Source organism: Streptomyces cahuitamycinicus (assembly GCF_002891435.1).
Classification (GTDB): Bacteria; Actinomycetota; Actinomycetes; order Streptomycetales; family Streptomycetaceae; genus Streptomyces; species Streptomyces cahuitamycinicus.
In genome coordinates, this window is the sequence record NZ_POUC01000178.1 from 1 (window position 1) to 15312 (window position 15312).

A 15312-nucleotide genomic window follows, 5' to 3' on the forward strand; every position below is an offset into this window, starting at 1 on the left:
ACCCTCGCGCACGCACCCACCCCGGGCAAAAGGCGGCCGCCCCGTCCGGGAGAGGAGGACGAAGACGGCCGCCTGGGGGATACCGACCATGCCGGACTCCCGTGGGGGTACGGTTCGCGTGCCCCCGATCCGGGCGGGCATTCCTCCCCCTCGGAAATTCCTCACCCGGGCGGGCGGCACCCCCTTCGCACCTAGTCGGTGCACCCCTGGCCACCGGCCGCCAGGGTCGCGCAGGCCTTGGCGTCGGCGGCGCCCTTCACGGCGACCATCGGGGTGTAGGCGATCGCGTCCCCGGCGGCGGTGATGCTGCCGGTCTGCTTCGCCTTGCCCGAGCTGATCTCGACCTCGTCGCCCTGTGCGGCCTGGGTGATACGCCCCCAGGCCGCCTTGCAGGTCTCGCTGTAACGGACCTCGACGACGGTCGCGCCGACGGTCGCGGTCCGGGCCGTGGTCACCAGGTCACCGCTGCACCCCATGGCCTCCGCGTCCTTGCCGGTGCAGTCGGCGCCGCTGCACTTGACGCCGGGCGGCAGCTTCGGGTCGGTGCTGACGGTCGGCGAGGGCGACTTGGCGCCGCCCCCGGCTTCGTCGTCGCCACCGCCGCCGGTGAGGTAGAACGCGCCGGCGATCACCACCAGCACGCCCACGACACCCGCGACGAAGGTCGCGGTCCGCTTCTTGCCCGCGGGGGCCGAGGGGGCGCGGCGGGTCCCGCCGGCACCCCTGCCGCCCGCGCCACCGGCCCGCGCCGGGACGGCGTCCCGCGGTTCGCCGTACGAGCCGGGCCCTGCGCCGGCCGCGCGACCCCCGCCGGGCGACCCGGTGGGGGTTCCGGAGCCGGGCCGGGGCCCCCGGTCCGCACCGGGTCCGGCGGAACGGCCTGCCGTCGACGACGGGCCCTGGTACCCGGCCAGTCCCCATGAGTTGACCTCGGGCGCCGCGGCCCGGCCGCTCACCTCCCGCACACCCGCGCCGCTGGAGTCCTGGACCTCGGGGGCCGTCGGCTGCGGCGGCACGGTCGGAGCCACACCGGCCGGCCCCGCGACGCCCGGCGTGATCGTCGTGCCGCCGCTCCGGCGGGCGGGCTTGCCGCCGCCCGCGGAGGCCGCTCTGCCCTCGCCCGCCGAGGCCGCCTTGCCACCGGCCGAGGGGTCGGTGAAGTCCTGCCCGCCGAACTCCCCGAGCGCGGCGCGCGCCTGGGAGATCCTTATGGCCTCCATCGTCATGTCGTGCCGCATCTCCGAGCGGCTCCAGGCGCGCTCGGCGAGCTCCCACATGGTGGTCAGGTGCACCGGATTGGTGCCCGTGACCTCGGCCAGAGCCACGATCGCGCCCTTCGGCGCGAGCAGCCGGCCGTTCAGGTAACGCTCCCACGACGTCTTGCTGTAGCCCGTGCGGTCCGCCACCGAAGCGATGCTCAGACCGCTGCGGTCCACGAGCCTGCGCAGCTGACTGGTGAACTCCCTGATCTGTGGATCGAGCTCATCCGGCAAGGCCTTCCAACGAGGCATTGCTCCCCCTCTTCCCCCCGTACGTGCTGATATTTCTCGCGCTGTTCGCCCCGCGCGTGGCGGCCTTGGCCGAGTCCCCGTTCTGGATACCCACAGGGATGCGCCCAGTCAGGATCTCAGTTCCCTGACGGGGGGCGCACAGGAGCATGGTGACCGCGCGCGGTACACCCTGGACCGTCCTGATTGTCCCTGCCAACCCCCGCGTCGCACCACTTTGTGCAGTATCGGAAGCGAGACGTACCGGAACTGTCACTTCCGTGCCACAGCGCACTGACAGCCGTTGAACAGGCCGTTCGCCGTGCCGGAGGGTGGTGCGTGACGGCGGCCCGTCCTTCCTCGGGGGAGAGGACGGGCCGCCGTCCGTCACTCGTTGGTGACCGTGAAGTGCAGCGTGTCCTTCAGGAACGGGATCTGCAGCCACGGATTCGGCTGGACCATCAGCGCCAGCATGACGATCACCAGGCCCAGCAGGCCGTAGGTGACGATGTCCGTGAACCGGGAGCGGACGGCGAGCATGCCGACGTCCGGCAGCAGCCAGCGCATCGCGCCGCCGCCCAGCAGGGCGACACCGATCAGCAGCGTTCCGAGCCGGAACAGGCCGAAAGCGGTCACCAGTAGTCCGAGCCCGGCCAGTCCCAGCACGGCGAGCACGGGCCACTGCCGCGCAGGCGCGGGAGCGTCCTCGGACGCGGCCCGGCCGCCACCCTCGGGCCGTGCGGTGTCCTTGGTGAACAGCGGGAAACGCCGCGTGACCCGCCGCGGCCGCCCTTCGGCGTCGGGCGCGCTGATGGGGTCCCGGACGGTGATGTCCTCCGGCGCCTCGTGCCCGCCCCGCGCCTCGTGACTGGCGGGCGTCTCGTGCCCGCCCGGCGCCTCATGCCCGTCCCGCGTCTCATGCCCGTCCCGCGTCTCGTGCCCGCTCGGGGTCCGGGGCTCAGCCGACACTGCGCTCCGCCGCCTCGACCACGTTCATGAGCAGCTGGGCGCGGGTCATCGGGCCGATGCCGCCCGGGTTCGGGGAGATGAAGCCGGCGACCTCGGCCACGTCGGGGTGGACGTCGCCCACGATCTTGCCCTCGGCACTGCGGGAGACGCCGACGTCGAGGACGGCCGCGCCGGGCTTCACGTCCTCGGCGCGGATCAGATGGGCGGAGCCGGCGGCGGCCACGATGATGTCCGCGCGCTTGAGGTGCGCCGACAGGTCACGGGTGCCGGTGTGGCACTGGGTCACGGTCGCGTTCTCGCTGCGGCGGGTGAGCAGCAGCGGCATCGGCCGGCCGATGGTCACACCGCGTCCGACGACCACGACCTCCGCGCCCTTGATCTCCACGCCGTAGCGGCGGAGCAGCGTCAGCACGCCGTTCGGGGTGCAGGGCAGCGGGGCGGGCTCGTTGAGGACGAGGCGCCCCAGGTTCATCGGGTGCAGTCCGTCCGCGTCCTTGTCCGGGTCCATCAGCTCCAGGATGCGGTTCTCGTCGATGCCCTTGGGCAGCGGAAGTTGCACGATGTACCCGGTGCAGGCCGGGTCGTCGTTCAGCTCGCGGACGGCCCGCTCGATCTCCTCCTGGGTCGCCGTGGCGGGCAGTTCGCGCTGGAGGGAGGCGATGCCCACCTGCGCGCAGTCGCGGTGCTTGCCTGCGACGTACTTCTGGCTGCCGGGGTCGTCCCCGACCAGAATCGTGCCGAGGCCGGGCGTGACGCCCTTCTCCTTCAGCGCCGCCACGCGGGCGGTCAGATCGGACTTGATCGCGGCTGCGGTGGCCTTGCCATCGAGAATCTGGGCGGTCATGGCCCCATCCTCGCGGATGAACCCGCCACGGTTCCAATCCGGCCGCAATCCGGGCACCGCGGGGCCCGTCCTCCTCTATCCGCCCATGATCAGCGATGTTGCACTTGCACAACGCATCGGGAATGCGGCTGGACAAGCCGGTCAGTGGTGAAGAACGATGACCCGACAAGTGCCGCGGGCAGCTCAACGGGGGGACGGTCGCACTACTGAAGATTTTCCTCCGTGCGGATGTCACGCGTCGTCCCCGCACTCGGACCAACGGAGGAAAGTCCCCCATGAGCTACGGCGACCCGAACAACCCCTACGGCGCCCCCCAGGGGCAGCCGCAGCAGCAGCAGCCGGGCTACGGCTACCCGCAGAACCAGGGTCAGGCTCCCGGCTACGGCTACCCGCAGGCCCCTCCGGTCTCCCCCTACGGCGGCCCCGCCGCGCCGACCACGATGCCCGGCTCGGTGAGCGCGGCCCGCGTGATGATGTGGGTCATCGTCGGTCTGCAGGTCGTCGCCGTGGTGATCCTCGGGATCGGCGCCGCAGCGATCAACGCCGCGAAGAACGACGCGACCGTGCAGGAGAACGCCGCCCTTCAGGACCTGGTCGGCGACTCGACCGGCCTGATCTGGGGCTACGTCGTGTTCGGCCTGGCCTGGATGGTGTTCGCGGCCGTCCTGGCGACGAAGTTCAAGAGCGGCGGCAACGGCGCCCGGGTCACCATCATGGTGTTCGCCATCATCACGGCGGTGCTCGGCATCTACCCGTTCGTCATCGTCGGCCTGGTGCACACCGTCCTGGCCATCCTGGTCGCGGTGTTCGTCGGCAACGCCAACGGCAAGGCCTGGTTCAACCGCCCCAAGCACTGAACCGGACCCGGTCGACCGGACCGGTTCACGCCATTCACTTCCAAGGGCCGTGTCTCACCCGTACGAGGGGGGCACGGCCCTGGTGCATGACCCTGAGAGGTCTGCGGTGCCCCCGCCGCCCCGGCTTTTTCTCACAAAGGTTTCACAGACGCGCCGTATCAGGCGCGATGCTTCGTACTCGTTCGAAAACGTCCCATACCCTGCCCTCGTCGGACCGGGGCTGCGCCCCCGGCCTCACAGGAGGAGGGGGACTACTCCATGTACAGCGTCATCGTCGTACCACCGACGTGCGCCAGCGCGGAGGGGCAGGTCAGAATCGCCGCGGGCGAACGGCTGGCGTTCGGCAGGGCCGGGACGGGCGGCGGACTCACCATCGACCACGCGGGGGTGCCCCGGGCCGCCGGGGAGATCACCGCACACCGGTCCTTCTGGCTGCTGAGCAATTTCAGCGAGGACCAGACCTACGTGGTGGAGAATCCGGAGGGCGCGGGAGAGCACCTCAAGATCGCGCCTGGCCGTATGGAAGCCCCGGTACCGTTCGAGTTCTCGCGGGTGGTGCTGCCCGCCGCGGGAGACCTGCTCAGCTTCGATGTCTGGGCGCCACGCCACGCCTTCCGCAGCGCCGACCGCCGCTCGCTCCCCGGCGCCGCCACGGCACCGGCGTTCGCTCTGGACCGCACCAGCCGGTATTTCGCGGTGCTGGCCGCCCTGTGCGAGCCCCGGCTGCGCGGGGAACCGCACGCGCCGCTTCCGGCAGTGGAACAGCTGGTGGAACGGCTGCACCCGGTCTGGCCGACGGTCAGCCGTTCGTCCGTCTACTGGAACATCGACTACCTGGCCCTCAAACTCCGGCTGCGCCCCGGCCCCGACACCGCCGCGCCCGGCCTGCGCGTCAACGGCAAGAAGGAGTCGCTGGTCTCACTCGCGCTCCGCTTCGACCTGGTCCGCGAGGACGACCTGGTGGTGCTGGCCGCCCCGGCGGGCGAGATGGTCCGATGACCGGCCGGTCGTACGCCGTCCCCGTCCCGAAGGGCTACCGGGTCGGCGCGTGGGAGGTGCGCGAGGCTCTGGCCTCCGGCGCCTTCGCCACGGTGTACGCGGCGCGGCTCGTCGGGGAAGGGGGCCCTGAGATGCCCGGCCGGGCCGCCCTGAAGTTTCTGCCCACCGGCACCCGTACACCTCGGCAGCTGCGGCACATGTGCGAACTCGCCGAGCGGGAGGTGGAGTTGCTGGGCCGCCTGCGCGCGCCCCGGCTGATCCGCATGTACGACACCCTGACGGTCGACGATCCGGGGCACCCGGAGCTGGACGGTGCCACCGTGCTCGTGCTGGAGATGGCCGAGGGCTCCCTGGACGTCGTACTGAAACAAGAGCCGAAGCCGGAGTCGGCCCCAGCCCTGCTGGCCCAGATCTGCGAGGGCCTGCACCAGCTGCACCACGCGGGCTGGGTGCACGGCGACCTGAAACCCGCCAACGTGCTGCTGCTGAAGGACGGCTCGATACGACTGGCCGACTTCAACATGGCCGCCGAGCTGGAGGGCACCCACGCCTACGCACCCGCCTTCGCCACGCCCGACTACACCCCGCCGGAGCTGCTGTGGCCCGAGATCGACGAGCGAGGCACCCGCATCCGCCCCTCCGCCGACGTCTGGGCCTTCGGCGTCCTCGCCCATGTCGCCCTCACGGGCTCCTTCCCGTTGCCGGGCGGAAGCACGGAGGCACGAAGCGACGCCGCGACGCGCTACGCGCGCGGCACCGAGGAGTTGCGCCTGTCCCCCGGACTCCCCGAGGCCTGGCGGGAGATCGTCCGGGACTGCCTGGCCCCCACGCACACGGAACGCGCCGCCCGGGTCCCTGACGCCGGTGCGCTCCTGCGCCGGGTGGAGGACGCGGCCGGGGCCTCCCGATCGGCCCGTCTGCCGAGGTTGCGGCCCCGGCGGTGGCGGCGTCCGGTGCTGGCCGCGGCGCTCGTGGCGACGGCACTGCTGGGCGCGACGGCGGTGACGTACGCACTGCGCGACGAGCCCCCTGCCACCGCGGCGCCTCCCAGCTGCGAGAAGCCGGCGGTGTACGAGGACGAGACCCACGGCGGCGGCTACACCGCGGGCTGGAACAGCACGTGGGACTTCACCGTCAAGCAGGGTGACGGCGGCAGCCAGGTCCGTGAGGCCCAGTGCCTGCTCCGGCATCTGCACGGCATAAAGGAGGTCGGCGAAGTGGACGGCGACTTCGGCCCGATGACGCACGGGGCGGTCGTCACCTTCCAGAAGCGGGCCGGGCTCGGCGCGGACGGGGTCGTGGAGGCACGGACCTGGAGCGCGCTGCGCAAGGGCGGGGAGATGTGACGCACCGCCGGGTCCGGCGAACGAGAACCCGAGCGGCAACGACCAGCCCAGAAGATTGCACGCTTCAGGCAATGAACCCGTGCACGGTCGGAGCGAAGATGTCCGCACCGGCGGATGAGGCGCAGGACTCGGGGCTGTGCGTCATCCGCCGGTTCTGCGTGACCCCTGCTTTCGACTGTTCCCGACGTTCGCAAGGAAGGTCCTTCGTGAGACTCACCCGCGCCGCCCTGACCATAGCGGCCACCACCCTGACGCCGGCCCTCCTCCTCACCACCCCGGCCTTCGCCGCCGGCACGGCCGCCGGCTCGTCCGCCACCGTGACGGCGCCGTCCGACACGGCCGGCGCCACCACGCCGGTGGACGAGATGTCCGACGACGACGTCCGGGTCGCGATCGCACGCATCATCGCCGACCCCGCCACCGGCAAGGCCGTCCACGCCGCCGCACAGGCCGCCCTGGACGGCACCATCGAGGACCAGCGGTACTTTTTGGAGACGGGCCGCTGGACCGCACAGGCCGAGGACGACGGTGTCGCCGTCGCCCGTATCCTGTTCATCGCCACGAACAACGGCGACAAGGCGGTCATCAGGGAGGCCAACGAGGCCCTCGACGCCGGCACCCCGGAAGCCCTGCGCGCCTTCCTCGAAACCGGCTACCGCCTGGCCCAGGCCGAGGACGACAGCGTCGCCATCTTCCGCGTCCTCGCCGGCGCCGACGAGAGGACCGATGTGGCGGTCATCAGGGAAGCCCACGAGGCTCTGGAGACCGGTACCCCGGAGGCCCTGCGCGCCTACCGGGAAACCGGCTACGCCGCGGCCCGGTTCGAGGACGACCGCGTGCGCGTCTTCCGCATCCTGGGCGCCCCGGGTACCAGCGACGCGCTGCGTGCGGCGGCGGAGGCGGCCCTTGAGGTCGGCACGCCCGAGGCGCTGCGGCACTTCCTGGAGGTCGGCCGGTACGAGGTGGACGGCTGAGCCGTCGTCCCTTCCCGCAGCCGCCGGGTCTTGCCAAGGGGGAAGGAAGAGCAGGTGCCCAACGGGGGGATGCCGTGCGCTACTGGGCGCTGTTCTGCGCGATCGGCGCTGGCGTCTCGATGCTGGTCGCGTTCCCACGGGCGCGGCGCCAACGCCGGCTGAGAGGACATGGCCGCACGGCGATCGGGATCTGCCGGGGCCACTCTGGGGCCTTGGAGTCACGGACGCGACCGCGTGGTGCGAACCGTTCCGCGGACCCCGTCCAGCCGCTCTGGGAGAACGGGCGCTTCCCGCCGGGGGGAAGCGCCCGCGCCGCAGGCCCCGGACGGACGTTACGGCTCGAGAGTCACGACGTTGGCGGAGCTGCAGTTGCAGTCCTTGTGCTCCGACTCCTCAATCTTGTAGATCGGGCTGCGCTTCGTCGCGGTCGAATTGCTGTCGTCCCACTTGCCCCACTTCCCCTGCACCTTGATCCGCACCCACGCGTGGCCCGCGCAATCCCCGTCGGACTTCTTGGTGGTGGTGGCCACGTGATCGGTGACATTGGCCTTGTACGTGGTGTCGTCGGAGCAGTTCCGCTTCCAGCTGTCGCTGGCATCGGCGGTGGCGGGCGCCGCAGCGAGCATCGTCATGCTCATCGCCGCGACAGCCATGGCCGCCCCGTACTTGACTCGGCTCAGTGTCATGGGTCGTCCCCGTTTCCTCTCGACGAGCGGGGCATGGGCAACTACAAGCCCCGTCCGCAGCCTGAGGGACACCCGTCTCCCGCCGTACCTACAACTTTGCAGGTACCGCCGACCGCCGACCTTGCCCACCATTGGCCACGCCACCACGGCAAGGAAAGGAAAACGGGGGAAGACATGAGGCACTTCCGCGGATCCCGCACGACGGCGGGGAGCGTCGCCGGGCTGACGCTGCTGTCCGGTCTCGGTCTGGGCATGGTCACAGCGGCACCGGCCGCCGCCTACGCGGGCTACTGCAACGACGGCTACGCATCGGCGTACAGGAAGCTCGTCGGCGACAGCACCTACACGGCGTACCTGCCCGGCTACAAGGCCAACATGGACTGCACGATGGGCAGCGGAGCGCAAAGCGCCTCCGTCGCCATGCTCCAGCGCTCGCTGAACGTCTGCTACAGCGATGACCTGGGCTTCAACCTGAAGGTTGACGGGATCTTCGGCACCAACACCAAGAACGCCCTCGCAGCAGCCCAGCGCGACGAGGGCATCAAGGGCGACGGCATCTACGGCAAGGACAGCCGCACCCACCTGGAGTGGGAGTTCACCCGCAACAGCGCCACGCGCTGCGCCCGGATCTGACACCCGCCCGAGAATCGAACAGCCCCAGAAACGAGGAACCCATGAAGGAGTCCCGCGTGCTGCGCGCCAAGGCGGGCGTCGCAGTCGGCGCGATGCTGCTGGCCGGACTCGGGGTGGCCGGTACCGCCACCCAGGCCAACGCCGCCACCTCCTGGTGCAACAAGACGCTCGGCCGTTTCATCGGCGGCGGGAACGGCCATGAGCTGGCCAACATCCCCGCCCGCGGCAGCACCGACAACTGCATCACGGCGGAAGGGGCCTCCGGCTCCCACGTGACCGCGATCCAGAACGCCCTGCGCCATTGCCACAAGCGGACCAAGGTGGAGGTCGACGGCCACTTCGGAGCGATCACCGAGGAAGAGCTGGAGATCGTTCAGTCCCGTCTGGGCCTCAAGGACGACGGCGTCTATGGCCCGAAGACGCGAGACAAGCTCAAGTGGCGCAGCACCTCCGGCCACTGCGCCACCCTCCCGTAGCACACCATCGGTCTACACCGAGAGGTACCCATGATCTTCCGACGCACCGTATACGCGGCCGTAGGCGGCCTGATCGCCGCCGGAACGCTGACAGCGACGGCTCCGACCGCATCGGCAGCCACAGGTTGCGAGGCGACCACCAAGTCGTGGACATGCTCCGTGAGTTGGGGGTCCAGCAAGGGCGACTTCACCGGCTCCGGAAGCTCCACCCACGCCAAGGGCTGGGTGAAGGACGACGATGACGACGGCGACTGCGTCCAAATCGTCATCACCTGGTACGGCTCAGGCGGCAAGAAGGACACGGACTACTCGCCCCAGGCGTGCCCCCAGGGCAACAAGGACACCTTCGACAAGATGCCCGGCGACAGCCCCTACTGGAGCCCTTCCGCCGTCAAGATCGCGATTCAGAAGGTCTGACGCACTACCTCCACGGCACGGGGCAGCCGTGTTCTCGCGCGTCACCTGGGGAGAGGCGCGCGACCAACCGGCTGCGGCGTCCGTCACGGGCGCCGCAGCCACCCCCTTCCGGCGCATCCGGACCGCTCCCCCGCCCCGAACCGATAACCTCGGACCAACTGGCTTGACGCAGGAGCGCGTTGGCAGGACACCGCACTCGGGGGATCGATGACAGACCAGGGGCAGCCCCTGCCGTCGTACACTCCGGCGTCCAGCGACGCCGCCGCCCTGAAACAGGCCGGCGCGAGTCCGTTGCGGTCCAGGGACCCGGGACAGATCGGCCCCTACATACCCGTCGGCCTCCTCGGCACCGGTGGCATGGGCCGTGTCTACCTCGCCCGCCCCACCGACAACACTCCCGGCCTCGCCGCCGTCAAGGTGATCCGACCCGAGTACGCCGACGACCCCCGGTTCCGGCGGCGTTTCGAGCGGGAGGCATCGCTGCACGGCCGGGTGAGCAGCGCACGGGCGCCGCAGTTGCTCGGCACCGGATTCGACGACTCCTTACTGTGGATGGCGACGCAGTACCTGCCCGGCCTCAACCTCGCCGACGCCGTCCGCGAGTGCGGCCCGCTGGAAGTCGCCGGGGTGTGGCGGCTGGTCTCCGATCTCGGGCAAGCCCTGTCGGAAATGGCCGTCGCCGGTATCGTGCACCGCGACCTCAAGCCGTCCAACGTGGTCCTCACCCAGCAGGGCGCGCACGTCATCGACTTCGGCATCGCGCAGGCCACCGACAGCAGCGCGATCACCGCGACGGGGAGCCGGGTCGGCACGCCCGCCTTCATGGCGCCCGAGCATCTGCGCGAGGGCCGCTGCGACACCGCCTCCGATGTCTTCTCGCTCGCGGGGAGCCTGATCTACGCCGCCACCGGGCACGCTCCCTTCGGCGACGGGACGGGCGTCGACGTGATGCACCGTGTCGCGTTCGAGGAACCCAAACCAAGCATCATGGCCTGGCTCACGGCTCGGGACGCCGGACTGGCCGCGCTGCTGTCCGCCTGTCTCTCCAAGGATCCCGCCGGCCGCCCCACCCCCCGGCAACTGACCGAGGCCGCCGAGGCCGCCGGGGGCCACCGCTCCCCCTGCTGGCAGGAGCCGCTGGGCGGCCGGCTGCTCGCCCGGCGGCAGGCCTGCGACGTACTGGAAGGTTCAGTCGTGCAGGAGGTCGTTCAGGAGACCGGCCGGTTGCGTACGCCCGCGCAGGGCTCGGCCACCCCGGCCACCGGCCCCGTGCGGGGTCCCGCTCGCGGGAGCGGCGCCGGGCGCGGGAAGCGGAAGGTGTATCTCGCTGTTGCCGCCGGTCTCGCCGCGTGCGCCGTCGTTGCAGGAACCTTCTTTCTGACCCGTCCGTCTGTCGGCGGAACCGCCTCGGCCGCACCGACAGTGGCCGGCGGCACCGCCCGCGACGGCGCTCGGACCTCCCCTGTCCCCGGTTCCTCCGCCTCACCCTCCGGCGCGAGGGTCGACGAGAACACGAAAGCGGAGGGCGGGAAGAAGAAGGAAGCCACCTCGGGGACGCCGGCGGACGAGGCGTCACCTGATCCGAGGACAACCGGAGGCGAAGCCACTCCCACCGCCGCCCCGGAGAGCGGCGAGGGCGGCGGCAGTGCCGATGCCGGTGACACCCCTCCGACCGCCTCACCCAGCAAGACGGCCACCACGCCCGAAGCCCCTCCCTGGAACTCGCGGTGCACGTACTACTCCGGCACCGAGCTCACCGTCCGCGGCGACAAGGGGCAGCGCGTGGTCCAGGTGCAGTGCATGCTCACCCAGCGCGGCTTCGAGGTCGGCGACGGGGGCGTGGACGGACAGTTCGGCCGCGCCACGCGGGCCGCCGTCAAGAAGTTCCAGCGGGCCAAGGGCCTCTCCGCGGACGGCAAGGTGGGACCCGACACCTGGGCGGCGCTGCGCAGTTCGACGTGAGTGCCGATCCGACGCGGCGCCGCCCGGGCTCAGGTGCCCGTCAGTGGAAGAAGTGCCGCGTCCCCGTGAAGTACATCGTGACGCCCGCCTTCTGCGCGGCCTCGACGACCAGCTCGTCGCGGACCGAACCGCCGGGCTGGACCACCGCCTTCACCCCGGCCTCGGTGAGGATCTCCAGGCCGTCCGGGAAGGGGAAGAACGCGTCGGACGCGGCGTACGCACCCGCGGCGCGCTCGGCACCCGCCCGCTCGACGGCCAGCTTCGCGGAGTCCACCCGGTTGACCTGCCCCATGCCGACGCCGACCGAGGCACCGTCCTTGGCGAGCAGGATCGCGTTGGACTTCACCGCGCGGCAGGCCTTCCACGCGAAGGCCAGTTCGGCCAGCTCGTCGGCGCTCAGCGCATCGCCGGTCGCCAGCGTCCAGTCGGCCGGGTCGTCGCCGTCGGCCTGGAGGCGGTCGGTGACCTGGAGCAGCGCGCCGCCGTCGATCGGCTTGACCTCGACCGGGGCCGAGGGGCCGTCGGGGCAGCGCAGCACGCGGATGTTCTTCTTCTTGGTGAGGGCCTCCAGGGCCCCGTCCTCATAGCCGGGCGCGACGATGACCTCGGTGAAGATCTCCGCGACCTGCTCCGCCATCTCCTTGCTGACCGGGCGGTTGACCGCGATCACACCGCCGAACGCCGACAGCGGGTCACAGGCGTGCGCCTTGCGGTGCGCCTCGGCGACGTCCGCGCCGACGGCGATGCCGCAGGGGTTGGCGTGCTTGATGATCGCGACACACGGCTCGGCGTGGTCGTACGCGGCACGGCGGGCGGCGTCCGTGTCCGTGTAGTTGTTGTACGACATCTCCTTGCCGTGCAGCTGCTCGGCCTGGGCGAGGCCGCCGCCCTCCGGGGAGACGTAGAGCGCGGCGGGCTGGTGCGGGTTCTCGCCGTAGCGCAGGGTGTGCTCGCGCTCCCAGGTGGCGCCGAGGAAGTCGGGGAACTGCCCCGCGGCGGAGCCGCTATCGGCCGCGGCGTCGACGGGCGCGTAGGAGGAGGCGAACCAGGAGGCGACGGCGACGTCGTAGGCGGCCGTGTGCTGGAAGGCCTCGGCGGCGAGCCGCTTGCGGGTGGTGAGGTCGAAGCCGCCGCCCTGGACGGCCTTGAGCACGTCGGCGTAGCGGGTGGGGCTGGTGACGACCGCTACCGAGGGGTGGTTCTTGGCGGCGGCGCGGACCATCGAGGGACCGCCGATGTCGATCTGCTCCACGCACTCGTCGGGCGAGGCACCGGAGGCGACGGTCTCGCGGAACGGGTAGAGGTTGACGACGACCAGGTCGAACGGCTCGACACCCAGCTCGGCGAGCTGCCGCCGGTGGTCCTCCAGGCGCAGGTCGGCGAGGATGCCGGCGTGCACGCGCGGGTGCAGGGTCTTCACCCGGCCGTCCAGGCACTCGGGGAAGCCGGTGAGCTCCTCGACCTTGGTGACGGGGACGCCGGCAGCGGCGATCTTCGCGGCGGTGGAGCCGGTGGAGACGAGCTCGACCCCGGCCTCGTGGAGCCCGCGCGCGAGGTCCTCGAGCCCGGTCTTGTCGTAGACGCTGACGAGCGCCCGGCGAAGGGGCCGCTTGTTGCTGTCGGCGGTCACTGGATAACTACCTTTCGTCCCTCAATGCGGTGGCCGTTGCGGGCGAGGCGCCCCACGACCTCGACGAGCAGCCTTCGCTCGACTTCCTTGATGCGCTCGTGGAGAGCGCCTTCGTCGTCCTCGTCCCGGATCTCCACCACGCCCTGCGCGATGATCGGCCCGGTGTCGACGCCGTCGTCGACGAAGTGGACGGTGCAGCCGGTGACCTTGGCGCCGTACGCGAGCGCGTCCCGTACGCCGTGGGCTCCCGGGAAACTGGGCAGCAGGGCGGGATGCGTGTTGACGAACCGCCCCCCGAACCGCGCGAGGAACTCCTTGCCGACGATCTTCATGAACCCGGCGGAGACGACGAGGTCGGGCTCGTGGGCGGCGACGGCCTCGGCGAGGGCGGCGTCCCACTCCTCGCGGCTGCCGTGGTCCTTGACCCTGCACACGAAGGTCGGCAGGCCCGCGCGCTCGGCGCGCGCCAGCCCCTCCACGCCCTCGCGGTCCGCCCCGACGGCCACGACCTCGGCCCCGTACGCCTGCGCACCGACGGCGGCGATCTCGTCGAGGAGCGCCTGCAGGTTGGTGCCGGATCCGGAGACCAGCACGACGAGGCGCTTGGCGCGCGGGGCCACGGGCTTGGCGGCCACGGTGGGGGCCTTTCTCGGGGGAGCGTCTGTCCAAGGCGACCGGCACTCAGCGTTTTGTGCATTCATACGAATGCTTTGCGTCCCCGGATACGGGGAAGCCTACGAACCGGCCGACCGTCAGCAACGATACCGGCACACCGGGCGGCCCCCACGGGACGGGGGCGGGGCCGGGAGGTAGCGTCTGGACGGAGCCGGTTCGGGAACGACGTCCGGACGTGGTGCGTTCAGGAGATGACGGACCCGGGTCCGACGCCGCTCCGTTCTGTTCACTCATTCCTCCTCACCAACGGGAAGACGCTCACCTGATGCCGGACCGCAGCCTGCGACTCCTCACGTTCCCCCAGCTGTCGCCGCAGGGAGGGGAGCGCGGCGCCGTGCTGCTGCGGGAGCGCCCCAGCTCACCGCCCGACGCGCCTTCGGGCGGCGACGGCGGGGAGGAGCGGGGCCGTGGGTCCCAGGAGGACAACCCCTTCGCCCCGCCGCCCGAGGGCACACCGGACCGGCCCTGGCAGCCGCGGCGCCCGTCGGGCGACGACGCCCAGGACTCCCAGGATTCCCGGGGCGGCGGGCCCGACCGCTCCCCCTGGGGCAGCCGGTGGAGCGACCGGCAGCCCGGCCGCTCCTCCGGCGGCTTCGGTGATCGTCCCCGCAGCGGGCCCGACGGCCAGGGCGGCGGTCAGGGCGGCGGCCAGAACGGGCGCTGGGACCCGACGGACCCCGCGCAGCGCCGGGCGCGCTACGCCCTGTTGTCGGGCATGTGGGCCTTCTTCTTCGCCCTCTTCAGCTGGCCTTACGTGGCCCTGCTGCTCGGCGCGCTCGCCCTCTACTGGGCCATCAGCGCCCTGCGCGCCAAGCCCCGCAGGACTGCCGACCCGGACACCCCGGCACCGGAACAGCAGGGCAGCCGCCCCCAGACGACGGCGGCGGTGAGCGGCCTGGTCACGGCGTCGCTGGCCATCGCCCTGGTCGCCGCGTCCTTCACGGCACAGCTGGTCTACCGCGACTACTACACGTGCACCACCGACGCCCTCACCAACGAGGCGAAGCAGTCCTGCTCCGAGCTTCTCCCGGAGCAGCTCCGCGGGCTGCTGGAGACGGACGGCTGACACTTCAGGGGGTTTCCGGCGGGAAGAACCGGCCGGGAGGGGCCGGGGCGTCGTACGGCTCGGGGTCGGAGTCGGGCGGCAGGAAGTCGTAGAGGCCGAAGTCCGTCTCGTCGTCCCGGTCGCGCAGGCCTGGCGCCCAGGCGAGGCCGGGCGCGTCCGGCGCGGGGTTTGTGGGGTGCTGGGGCGAGGGCGTCCCGTCGACCGGTGAGGCGTCCCGCGCGGTGCGTCCGTCGCTCGCCGCCCCCCGGGCGTCGCCGGGATCTCCGAGGCCCCAGACGCCTCCGATGACCT

Annotated in this window: 15 protein-coding genes and 1 pseudogene; 9 read left to right on the forward strand and 7 right to left on the reverse strand. The window is 71.6% G+C overall.

Annotated elements, in window-relative coordinates:
* Positions 1–191 precede the first annotated feature (191 nt).
* The 3 genes from C1J00_RS23025 to C1J00_RS23035 all read right to left on the reverse strand — a co-directional run bounded on the left by C1J00_RS23025 (position 192) and on the right by C1J00_RS23035 (position 3300).
* Positions 192–1493, reverse strand: a complete 1302-nt coding sequence (locus C1J00_RS23025; protein ID WP_245936466.1) for a helix-turn-helix domain-containing protein — start codon at positions 1491–1493, stop codon at positions 192–194.
* A 381-nt stretch (positions 1494–1874) separates the two neighbouring features.
* Complete coding sequence (locus C1J00_RS23030; RefSeq protein ID WP_102910970.1) at positions 1875–2318, reverse strand: DUF3017 domain-containing protein; 444 nt, start codon at positions 2316–2318, stop codon at positions 1875–1877.
* A 127-nt stretch (positions 2319–2445) separates the two neighbouring features.
* Complete coding sequence (locus tag C1J00_RS23035) at positions 2446–3300, reverse strand: bifunctional methylenetetrahydrofolate dehydrogenase/methenyltetrahydrofolate cyclohydrolase (RefSeq protein WP_102910958.1); 855 nt, start codon at positions 3298–3300, stop codon at positions 2446–2448.
* 275 nt (positions 3301–3575) lie between these two features.
* Between C1J00_RS23035 and C1J00_RS23040 the strand changes: the two genes are divergently transcribed.
* The 4 genes from C1J00_RS23040 (at position 3576) to C1J00_RS23055 (ending at position 7476) form a co-directional block, all read left to right on the forward strand.
* Positions 3576–4157 (forward strand): hypothetical protein, encoded by a 582-nt coding sequence (locus C1J00_RS23040; protein ID WP_102910959.1) that lies wholly within the window; start codon positions 3576–3578, stop codon positions 4155–4157.
* 258 nt (positions 4158–4415) lie between these two features.
* A complete protein-coding gene (locus tag C1J00_RS23045; RefSeq protein ID WP_102910960.1) occupies positions 4416–5156 on the forward strand; it encodes a hypothetical protein in 741 nt (246 codons plus the stop codon).
* Entirely contained in the window at positions 5153–6502 is a 1350-nt protein-coding gene (locus C1J00_RS23050) for a serine/threonine-protein kinase (RefSeq protein WP_102910961.1), read from the forward strand. The genes C1J00_RS23045 and C1J00_RS23050 overlap by 4 nt, the downstream gene beginning before the upstream one ends.
* Before the next feature lie 206 nt (positions 6503–6708).
* The gene (locus tag C1J00_RS23055) at positions 6709–7476 is read left to right on the forward strand and encodes an ALF repeat-containing protein (RefSeq protein WP_102910962.1); all 768 of its coding nucleotides are present in this window, start codon (positions 6709–6711) and stop codon (positions 7474–7476) included.
* Between the two features lie 332 nt (positions 7477–7808).
* Here C1J00_RS23055 and C1J00_RS45395 read toward each other — a convergent pair whose 3' ends face one another.
* Positions 7809–8162 (reverse strand): hypothetical protein, encoded by a 354-nt coding sequence (locus C1J00_RS45395; protein WP_180989656.1) that lies wholly within the window; start codon positions 8160–8162, stop codon positions 7809–7811.
* 174 nt (positions 8163–8336) lie between these two features.
* On the opposite strand from C1J00_RS45395, the gene C1J00_RS45400 reads away from it, so the two are divergent.
* The 4 genes from C1J00_RS45400 (at position 8337) to C1J00_RS23075 (ending at position 11650) form a co-directional block, all read left to right on the forward strand.
* Positions 8337–8795, forward strand: coding sequence for a peptidoglycan-binding domain-containing protein (locus tag C1J00_RS45400; RefSeq protein WP_180989657.1), 459 nt, complete (start codon positions 8337–8339; stop codon positions 8793–8795).
* A gap of 41 nt (positions 8796–8836) precedes the next feature.
* The gene (locus tag C1J00_RS23065; protein WP_102910964.1) at positions 8837–9271 is read left to right on the forward strand and encodes a peptidoglycan-binding domain-containing protein; all 435 of its coding nucleotides are present in this window, start codon (positions 8837–8839) and stop codon (positions 9269–9271) included.
* 159 nt (positions 9272–9430) lie between these two features.
* Positions 9431–9688, forward strand: a complete 258-nt coding sequence (locus C1J00_RS23070; protein ID WP_146046241.1) for a hypothetical protein — start codon at positions 9431–9433, stop codon at positions 9686–9688.
* A 207-nt stretch (positions 9689–9895) separates the two neighbouring features.
* Complete coding sequence (locus C1J00_RS23075) at positions 9896–11650, forward strand: protein kinase domain-containing protein (protein WP_102910966.1); 1755 nt, start codon at positions 9896–9898, stop codon at positions 11648–11650.
* A gap of 40 nt (positions 11651–11690) precedes the next feature.
* Here the strand turns inward: C1J00_RS23075 and purH are convergent, their stop codons facing one another.
* Together purH and purN are read right to left on the reverse strand one after the other, a co-directional pair.
* Positions 11691–13280 carry a bifunctional phosphoribosylaminoimidazolecarboxamide formyltransferase/IMP cyclohydrolase gene (purH, locus tag C1J00_RS23080; RefSeq protein WP_102910967.1) on the reverse strand — a complete coding sequence of 530 codons (1590 nt, stop codon included), beginning with the start codon at positions 13278–13280 and terminating at the stop codon, positions 11691–11693.
* Positions 13277–13915 carry a phosphoribosylglycinamide formyltransferase gene (gene purN, locus C1J00_RS23085; protein ID WP_102910968.1) on the reverse strand — a complete coding sequence of 213 codons (639 nt, stop codon included), beginning with the start codon at positions 13913–13915 and terminating at the stop codon, positions 13277–13279. The genes purH and purN overlap by 4 nt, the downstream gene beginning before the upstream one ends.
* A gap of 305 nt (positions 13916–14220) precedes the next feature.
* Between purN and C1J00_RS23090 the strand changes: the two genes are divergently transcribed.
* A complete protein-coding gene (locus C1J00_RS23090) occupies positions 14221–15021 on the forward strand; it encodes a hypothetical protein (protein WP_102910969.1) in 801 nt (266 codons plus the stop codon).
* 4 nt (positions 15022–15025) lie between these two features.
* On the opposite strand, the pseudogene C1J00_RS45405 reads toward C1J00_RS23090, so the two are convergent.
* Positions 15026–15312, reverse strand: a pseudogene (locus tag C1J00_RS45405) (hypothetical protein); the annotation flags it as partial.

Coding starts and splice junctions, on each gene's coding strand:
- C1J00_RS23040 (WP_102910959.1), top strand. CDS start 3,576: ATGAGCTACGGCGACCCGAACAACCCCTACGGCGCCCCCCAGGGGCAG.
- C1J00_RS23045 (WP_102910960.1), top strand. CDS start 4,416: ATGTACAGCGTCATCGTCGTACCACCGACGTGCGCCAGCGCGGAGGGG.
- C1J00_RS23035 (WP_102910958.1), bottom strand. CDS start 3,300: ATGACCGCCCAGATTCTCGATGGCAAGGCCACCGCAGCCGCGATCAAG.
- C1J00_RS23065 (WP_102910964.1), top strand. CDS start 8,837: ATGAAGGAGTCCCGCGTGCTGCGCGCCAAGGCGGGCGTCGCAGTCGGC.
- C1J00_RS45395 (WP_180989656.1), bottom strand. CDS start 8,162: ATGACACTGAGCCGAGTCAAGTACGGGGCGGCCATGGCTGTCGCGGCG.
- C1J00_RS23090 (WP_102910969.1), top strand. CDS start 14,221: ATGCCGGACCGCAGCCTGCGACTCCTCACGTTCCCCCAGCTGTCGCCG.
- C1J00_RS23075 (WP_102910966.1), top strand. CDS start 9,896: ATGACAGACCAGGGGCAGCCCCTGCCGTCGTACACTCCGGCGTCCAGC.
- C1J00_RS45400 (WP_180989657.1), top strand. CDS start 8,337: ATGAGGCACTTCCGCGGATCCCGCACGACGGCGGGGAGCGTCGCCGGG.
- C1J00_RS23050 (WP_102910961.1), top strand. CDS start 5,153: ATGACCGGCCGGTCGTACGCCGTCCCCGTCCCGAAGGGCTACCGGGTC.